Below are 8,723 nucleotides of genomic sequence, written 5' to 3'. Positions count from 1 at the left end.
AACGACCAGGCCAGACCCTTCAAATGGACCAAGACTGCCGACCAGATCCTCGACCGCATCTGCCGCTACTGCTCACGCATCTCCGAACCAGATCAATAGGAGAAGTCGGGCGGCAGGGCGGTGCGGGAGGGGTGGGAGAGGACGAAATCATCGCCGATGAGCAGCCCTTCCGGTTGACCAATACGGACAGCACCGCCGGGACCAACTCATTGCCGCCGATTACCAACTCGGTGATCTCCTCGGGCCAGTCGTCGCCGGTGAGTTCCTCGCGGGTGGCCAGGTCCCAGACCCGTACCGCCGTTCCGTCGTAGCCATCGACATGTTCGGTCACCGCGTAGCAATGGTCGTCGACGGATGTGGTCAGCACCTCCGTGACGCTTTCCCACTCGTCCTCGCCGCCCTGCCCACCATCCCGAAGATCACCAGACACGACCGGCACCATAACCGTGCCCACCGACACCCACCCCGGCGTGCACGCACCCTGAGGCGAAGTCCGGTAGTGAATTGCGTAGTTCAACGCAACCGCCACACTGCACTTGCGACGGTGCCCGGATCCTGATCGGAAGAGCGACTGCAAAGAGCCGCTGGACACACCCTTCAGCACAGGTTGGGGCGGGGTGTGGGGGTGGGCCGTTGGGGAGCACGTCAGGGCCTGGCGAGTTCCATCAGTGAGCGTTTTCAGCGTTGCCTCTCCAGGGTGAGGACGGCTTTGGCGATGACGGTCATGCGGTTGGGGCTGATGCGGGATCTGCGGAAGATCTGCCAGGACTTCAGTCGTGCTATGCCGCGTTCGACGGGGGCTCGTGCTTGGGCGAGGGCACGGTTGAGGGTGCGTTGGGTGGGGGTGAGATCACCGCCGGGCGGGCGTTTGAGGCCGGTGGTGACCCAGGGGTCGGCGCCGGTGTAGGCGCGGTCGGCGAGGATTGGGACGCCCTGGCGTTCGCAGATCCGGATGATGCGCTGGGTGCGGGCGCCGGTCAGGTCGTGGGTGCGGCCCGGCAGGGTGGGCGAGATCCACAGCACCTTCCCGGCGGGATCGGTGACGACCTGAATGTTCACGCCGTGGCGGCGGTGCTTGGCGGAGTAGTCGCCTCGGCTGTCGCCGACCCGGTCGCACTCGGCGAGGGTGCCGTCGAGGAGGACGAAGGCCGGTTCGTGCTCGCGCAGCGTCTTCAGCAGGCCGGGTGCGCGGTCGGCGAGCAGGCCGGTGACGGCGGTGACGGAGGCGTGGGCGGTGCCGACGGATATGCCGAAGCCGGCCGCGATGCGGGCGAGGGTGTCGTGGCGGCGCAGGTACACGAGTGCGACGAGCGCACGCCGGTACGGCGGGAGCTTGCACCGCCGGTCACCCTCGCGGGTGACGATGAGTATCGTGACCCACTCGACCAGAGCGTGAGGCAGGTCGAGTGCGGCAGGATACGGAACCAACAGGGCTCCTGTGCTGCTGAGTTGAGACGTCGAACACCTCTCTCAACGGCACGGGAGCTCTGTCCGTTGCGCACACCCACCGCATGACCCCGGCGTCACTCGATCGGTGGCCACGTTGAAAAGGCTCACAGACGACGAAGGCGATGAGGACTGCCCCTCAAGGGCGCGGGTGGCGTCGGCGTCGTACCGGCCGACATCCGTCCCGACGGTCCGCGGTGGTGCGCCATGGCGGTGCACCACCGGACATGAGGGTCAGCCGCGGGAACTCGGGTGGTGGCTCCCGGTCCAGGCCAATTCGGTCGGCTTCCCTGCTCCCCATCGCCCCGCGCACGACCAGAAGCGGTGCGGCGTCCGACAGGATGGGGTCCTGGCGCTCCTCAGGCAGTCGGCGGTCGATCGGCAGGCAGGCGGCGCCGCTCTTCCAGATGCCGAGTTCGATTGCGTAGTTCTACCGATGCCGCCGACCGCTGTCGTCGGTCACGATCGGGCACGCACCGCTCGGCTGCCTGCCCGGTGGGCCACCCACGGCAACACCGAAATGGCGGTCATCGGCGCGGGCTCACCGTGCTGGGCACGCTCGATCTCAGCGCGAGGTCGCGCACGTAACCGCCGGACGAAGCCATCCCCTACGTACGCGTACACACATGACACAGATCGGAGCCTGCCCGGCCATGCCCCACACCCGGGAGCTTGCGAAGCTGCGTGACGCAGTCCTCGGAGACCGTTGTCCGGCGTCCGTGCCACGCGTCCAGCGGATCGAGGAGGCACTGGCGCTCGCACCGGCGGACCCGTTCTTCCTCTGGGCCCGGATCGCCGAACTCCGGTGGTTCGCACGGCAGGATCAATCGTGCGAGTGGATGGACGGCTCGGAGGGGGAAGAACGCCTTGACGACTCCCTGGCACGCGCGTTCGCGGTGCTGGAGCGACGCGAGGACACCCATGCCGACCTGCGCGCCCTGAGCCGGCTGGCCCATCTGGTCGCGGGTCTCTCCGAGGTTGACCAGAGGCCGGACACCGCGGCCCTGGCAAGGGCACGGGCCCATGCCGACGCCTACGAGGTGACGCGCCAGGACGACTACGAACCCTACGAGGACGAACTCCGCCCCGGCGACCTCCTGCGGGCACTCAAGGCACGCTGCGATTCCTGGGCGGCGGCCATCAAGACTCACCGTGATCCCGAGGAGGACTTCCTCTTCGTCTCCGCAGCCGTCCAGGAGGACGAGAAAGTCCTCCGGTGGGCGCTCGATCCGGTGGCCGTGCTGCCGGACTTCCAGGCATGGGCGCGTACGGAGCTCCCGTCGCGGCGGCTGACCAGTCCCGCCAAGAATCCGCTCCCGCTCGGTGGCTTCTTCTCTCTCCACTTCGACTTCTACGGGACAGTGCCGCAGCCGGAGATGCCGAACCTCGTTCTGGGCCGTCTCCTTGCCGCACTCCTCGTCGGCAACAGGGACCTCATAGCCGGCGCGGCCGACGCGATCGACCAGAACTTCCCGGAGGGCTTGGAGACGCTCCTGCACGCGGGCCTCGACGCCAACGCGTCGTGGTCCGCGAAGGACAAGGAGACGCTCCTGCACCATTCCGTAAAAAGCAATCGGACCCGCTGCGCCGAGGTCCTCGTCCGTTACGGGGCGAATCCGGCGGCCACGAACGTAGAGGGACAGACCCCGGTTGGGATCGCCACATCGATCGGCCGGCCCGCGATGTTGCGGGCACTCGGCGTGGGCGGGGTGGCACAGCCCACGTACATCGATCTGTCCGGACTGCCCGTGGCCGCCAGGCGGCTGCCCGGTGCACGGCTCAACTTCTGGGCGAGCGGCTTCGGCCGGCGCAACGGTCACGGGCTGTTCGCCCAGTTGATCACCGCCGTACTCAGCTCGCCGATCGAGGTGTGGGACGAACTCCTCGACGGCCCGCTCCTCGACAAACTCCCGTGGAAACACCTTGCCCTTGCGGTCACGGTGCGCGAGTTGGGCCTGACCGCGCAGGCACCTGCTTCCCTCGGCCAGAAACCCCACTTCGTACCGGGATCGATTCGAGTGCGCGGCCCCCTTGTCCTCTCCGCCCCACTGATCGTCGCCGGGGACCTCCACGTGGACGGGGCGATCGTCGACAACAGCCGCGAGGACGGACACCTCGTCGTCGCCGGAGATGTCGAGGCCGACGCGCTGGTGACGGACAACAGCCTCCTGGTCGCCGGCGACTGCCGGATCCGCGACTTCATATGGGGCAACGACAACAGCCACCAGTTGACCGTCGACGGCGCCGTGCGGACCCCGCTCCTGGTCCTGACCAACCACTCGATCGAATACGGCGACATGGACGTGGAGCACGGACTCGACGATCCCGACACAGACGAGCTCGCAGCACGCTTCGTCGAGGAAGCCCTGGACCGCGGCAACCTGTCACGCGACAAACTGCTCGCCCTCTTCCGCGCGGGCGAACCGGCGTTGAAGCCCACCCCCGCATAGCGAGGACCGCACGGCCCGCGGTACCTCCCACCCACCCTGAGGAACACTGATGCACAGCCACGACCAGGTCAGCCGGTTCTACGGATTGCCGATCACGCCACAGATGCAGGCGTCGTCCGTGGAGGGGCTGACCGACCCGTCCGGCGGCGATCTGGTGAAGGACCACCTGCGGATCAACTACTCGTATTTCGGGGCGATCGACAAGACCCTTTCGGGCTTCTTCATCCTCGACAGCGAGGGTGACAACTACACGTTGCTGGATGTGCGGGGAGACGGGCGGGTGTGGTGGCAGGACCACGAGACCCGCGAGCTGTACCCGCAGTTCGACTCGCTTGAGGACTGGACCTCCTTCGCTGCGGAAGTGAACGCCGGCGGCGACGAGGACAAGCTCCGCGACGCCCACCGCACCGGGCAGTCGGCGCCGCAGGACACTGCCGGGACGCCCGGTACCGCGACGCTGGCCGAGCGCTACCAGTGGCTGGTGTGGCTGCTGTCCCAGCCACTGCGTGATGACCAGGGCAGGGCGGTCCAGACCGACGACGAGCTGGCGGAGCGCGCCGTGGGTCACCTGTCGGCGGCGTGGCCGACGCACCAGGCCGCGGAGGAGGCGTTGGAGGCGGAGTTGCCGGGGCTGGCCGGTGACCCGCATCTGGCGGTCTACTGGCTGCTGCACACCTCGCTGCTGGCGCTGGAGGAGCAGCGGGCGCGGGTGCTCGCGGCGATCGGGCGGGTGGGCGAGTGCCTGCCGCTGGTCGACGCGTTCGTGGCGGTGTTCGGTGCGCTGCCGTTGGACGGGGACGTGCCGGTCGTGCCGGGGTTCCGGGCACGCCGCTCGCTCACGGTGCTGTACGCCTCCGGTGCCAACCCCCCGGAGAAGGTCGCGCGTGCCGAACTGGTTTCCATGGAGATCGCACCCGATGTACTGACTCTGGCAAAGTTCCACCGTGTCCTCGGCGGTCTGGAGCACGGAGCGCTCACCGATGCCGAAGTCGCCGCCGCGGTAGCGCGGATGGACGCGACACCGGGCACGTGTGCGCTGCGCGCCCTGCTGGACAAGCGCGCGGGCAGGCCGGCCAGTGCGCACGCGGATGAGTTCGCGCGCACAGCGGCCACGAGCGGCGAGGACTGGCCGTGGGTACTGTCCGCGGTGTGGGAGGTCCACTGCCTGATACGGGATGCCGAGGCGCTGGCGCCCGTGGTGGGTTTCCTGCTGGGCAAGGACCCGTACCACCGGCGCGTGCTCGCCCTGGCCGGGAAGACCCAGGAGCTGGCCGGACACGAGCTGTTCATGCCGGCCGATGAGCTGGAGCGGTCTCTGGCCCTGGCCGAGGCGTCCGCTGCGGTCCTGACGGAGTTGCAAGCGACGCCGGAGGACTGCCCGGAGATCACCGCGCGGATCGCCGGCCCGGAGCTGACGCGGGTGGTCGCCCGCCGGATTCTGCACCGCGCCGACGTGGACGGGTTCGCCGCCGAGGTGAGCGCCTGGGCGATCCGTACCGTCCTGGAGAGCGCCGACGCCGACCGGGCCGAACTGGTCGCCGAGGGCTTCGGGGCACTGGCGGTGTCGACGCAGGCCGAGGTGCTCGCCGAGGTGACTGGCCAGATCACCTCCGGTGACCACCCCTTCGTGGGTGTGCTGCTGCGGGTTCTGGAGCACACGGACGAGCCCGACGACAACGACTGGTCGGCGACCATCACGGTCGAGAGCATGAAGAAGAAGGTGTTGGGGGCTCTCGCCCCGTTCGCGCACCGGCCAGAGGTCTTCGACGGGCTGATGCGTCTCGCGGAGCTGCCCGCCACCGGTACCACCGTCGACAAGCTGTGGAACGAACTGTTCAACCCGTCCACGGAGGAGACCTATGTCCTGCCCCGGCTCACCGCCGATCAGGCGGTACGGGTGGCCAGGGCGATGGTCGTCACCAAGCTCACCCATCCGTCCATCCACGCCCGCAACGCCGCCGGGCACCAGCTGTACAGGTTCGACCATGCGGGCGCGCAGGAGTACCTGATCGGGGCGCTGGACAAGTACGGCCTGCGCTTCGCCGCTCCGGCGAGGAAGAGCGGGAAGGTCTTCGACCACGGCCAGACCGAGGACGCGCTCCTTGAGGACCTGGTCGCGAACCTGTACTCCGCGGTTCGCAACATGAACTCCCCCCGCTCGCGGACCGCGCTGACCGAGCGGCTGTTCACCGAGCGGCGCGCGTTCTGGCGGATGGGCAACGCGATCGGCGTGATCTTCTCCGACGAGGTGCACCACGAGGCGATGTCCGCGCTGCGCGTCCGGCGGGACGGAATGGCGGCGGGCTGCTACGCCTATACCCTGGCCGATTTCGTGGAGCAGGGGCAGCCCAAGGTTGAACTGCTCCGAGAGCTGGTCGGCTGGCCGGTGCCGCAGCAGGAGATCGCACGGCGCTTCTTCAAGTACGCCCTTGTGGTCGGGATCGAGGCCGCGCTGGCCGCCAAAACGTACGAGCTGGTCCGCACCGCACACTCGCTCGCCTCCTCCATCGCCGAGCAGCCGCTGGAGCCTGACGAGCACGCTCGCGGCATGCGGTGGGACAACCCGCTGGAGCGCAAGAAGACCGCCAAGCGGCTGGCGGCGGTGCTGTCCGGGGCGGCCGACACCGAGCGGCGCCGCCTGCTGGACAAGGGAGTGACTGCCCGGGCGGCGGGCAAGCCGCGCCGGAAGATCTCCGACAACAACCTCGGCATTCTGGCCGGCGTGACCGTGGGGCGGCGGATCCTGCACGACGCCGCGAGCGGCGAGGTCTGGTTCCTCGACTCCGACGGCACGGTGCACGCTTTCGACGGGTACGAGATCACCGGTCTGCCCTTCCAGGTCGGGCCCGCCGGGGAGGGGCAGATGCGGGAGTTCCTCACCGGGGCCACCGAACTGTCCGAACGAGCACTGTTCTGGGACCGCCGGGCGGAGGGCTTCGCCGAGTTCGTCCGCTACGGCGACCGGATCACCTGCCGGTGGGGCCGCAACAACAGCGGGGCCGGACAGAGTGTCGGTCTGGCCTTCCCCGGAACCGAGGCCGCCGCCGAGGCGTTCGCCCGGCTGAGGAGCAGCACCGCGGCGAGCGGGATGGCCGAGTCGAGCCCCTGGTACGTGCCGGGCAAGGGCGCCGTCATGCGCTCCTTCCGCACCCCGTCCGAGGGCAGCGGCAACGGCGAGGGCAACTACCGCATCATCTTTGACGGCAGGGCCGACCTCAACGGCCCCCGGTACGCCACCGAGGCGGAGGCGATCGCCGCGCATCAGCAGTGGGAGCTGGAGGCGCAACGCGACCGCAACGCGTCCCTCTACTGCCTGGAGTGGCGCGACGGCTACCTGCGGCCGGAGGACATGACGGTGCGGCAGTGGATCAGGGGCCGGACCCGCGACGGCTCCCGGGACGCCGTATGGCATGCCAGGGCGCTCACAGAGAACGCCGAGTATCTCACTGCCCACGGTTATGGCGACCTGATGAACAACATCGAGGTCGAGCTGGGGTCGGGCGTGGGCGACGACGAGATCGCCGCCTTCGAAGCCGAGCGGCAACACCCGGTTCCGGAGGACCTGCGCGCCTTCTGGCGCGAGATCGGGCACGCCCGGTGGTCTGTGGGCGGTGACTCGGGGATGCGCGTGCTGTCCCCGGCGCAGATGCTGGCCCGCCGCCCTGCCCTGCGGGAGCTGGGCCAGGAGTACCTGGGAACGATGCCCCCCTCCCGGGCGGAGAACGCCCGGCCGGTATTTGAGTCGCTCGACCTGCTGGTCGAGTCGTTCGGCGAAGATCCGGCCCCCGTCACCGTCGTCGCGGACCTGGAAAGCGATGACGGGCGGGTCTTCGCACATACCCGGAACGGCCCGGAGGACCTTCGGTGGGGGAAATCGCTGGCGTGGATGCTCGCCACCGAATTCGGCGATGCCTTCGCCGATGCGATCGAGGCGGTCGCGCCCGTGGTGGCGCAGCTCTACCACGGCCAGCAACTCAACCCCCACGCCGAGCGCCGTTACTTCGAGTTGCGTCGCGAGGGCAAGCCGGCCCGGTACTGGGAGCTCTTCAGCGACCAGGCCCTGGACGTGGTCTCCATCCGGACAGGCAAGGTCGGTACGGTCGGCGCCGTCGACACCCGGCGCTACCGCGCCCCGGCACGCGCCGCCCGCAAGGCCGCCAAGCTGATCGCAGCCAAGCTGCAGGAGGGCTACCGCGAGACCTCGCCCGCCCCGGCCCGGGACGGCGCACGCCGACAGGCCGTTCCGTGCCGTCCGGTGCCCGCTCGCTCTTGAGGATGCCGTCGGACCACCACTCCAGGCTCTCCAGTGTCTCCTCACCCTCCTCGCCACGGCGCCGCATGAACAGCCAGCCGCCGGAGTCGCCGCCGGGCACGTAGCTAGCGGTCGGCGCCACACCGTCGGGACGCGGCGGCACCGGCTTGCCGTGCTGGTGGACCTCGACCCCGGCTGCGTCGCGGTAGAGCGTGCCGATCAGGTCGCCGTCGTCGTACACACACTCGTAGACGCGCACGGACTCCGCCGCGTCCTTCCACGGCCCGCCCGTGCCGTACTCCGCCCCCGCTGCCTTCGCCACCGGGGCGCTCGGGCGATGGATGCGCCGTACGCCGTTGATCCGGCCGTCTACATACCGGCCCTCCTGCGACAGCTCACCACCAGGGTGGTCGAAGCGCCGGAAGATCCCGTGCGGCCGGCCCGCCACATGCTCGGACTCACAGATGCCTCCCAGGCCGCAGCAGCACGTAGGCGGATTGCGTAGTTTCACCGATGCCCCCGGGACACGCATCTGGAAGTGTCGTAGCCCAGGCCCCGTCCGACTCCCCGTGTGT

4 protein-coding genes are annotated in these 8,723 nt (G+C 69.2%); 2 read left to right on the top strand and 2 right to left on the bottom strand.

Annotation, left to right across the window (positions count from 1 at the left end; genetic code table 11):
- Positions 1–19 precede the first annotated feature (19 nt).
- Complete coding sequence (locus ACFU53_RS30510) at positions 20–430, bottom strand: hypothetical protein (protein WP_383999354.1); 411 nt, start codon at positions 428–430, stop codon at positions 20–22.
- Positions 431–678: 248 nt separating this feature from the next.
- On the bottom strand, positions 679–1,428 hold the full coding sequence (locus ACFU53_RS30505; protein WP_383999351.1) for a transposase family protein: 750 nt from the start codon (positions 1,426–1,428) through the stop codon (positions 679–681).
- 644 nt (positions 1,429–2,072) lie between these two features.
- Here ACFU53_RS30505 and ACFU53_RS30500 point away from each other — a divergent pair.
- Positions 2,073–3,896: an ankyrin repeat domain-containing protein gene (locus ACFU53_RS30500; RefSeq protein WP_383999348.1), complete on the top strand. Its 1,824-nt coding sequence runs from the start codon at positions 2,073–2,075 to the stop codon at positions 3,894–3,896.
- A 49-nt stretch (positions 3,897–3,945) separates the two neighbouring features.
- A complete protein-coding gene (locus ACFU53_RS30495; protein ID WP_383999346.1) occupies positions 3,946–8,169 on the top strand; it encodes a WGR domain-containing protein in 4,224 nt (1,407 codons plus the stop codon).
- Positions 8,170–8,723 lie beyond the last annotated feature (554 nt).

This window comes from Streptomyces sp. NPDC057474 (assembly GCF_042802555.1).
Lineage (GTDB): Bacteria > Actinomycetota > Actinomycetes > Streptomycetales > Streptomycetaceae > Streptomyces.
Note: the sequence above shows the minus strand (reverse complement) of the source record. Positions and strands in the feature narration are given on the sequence as shown.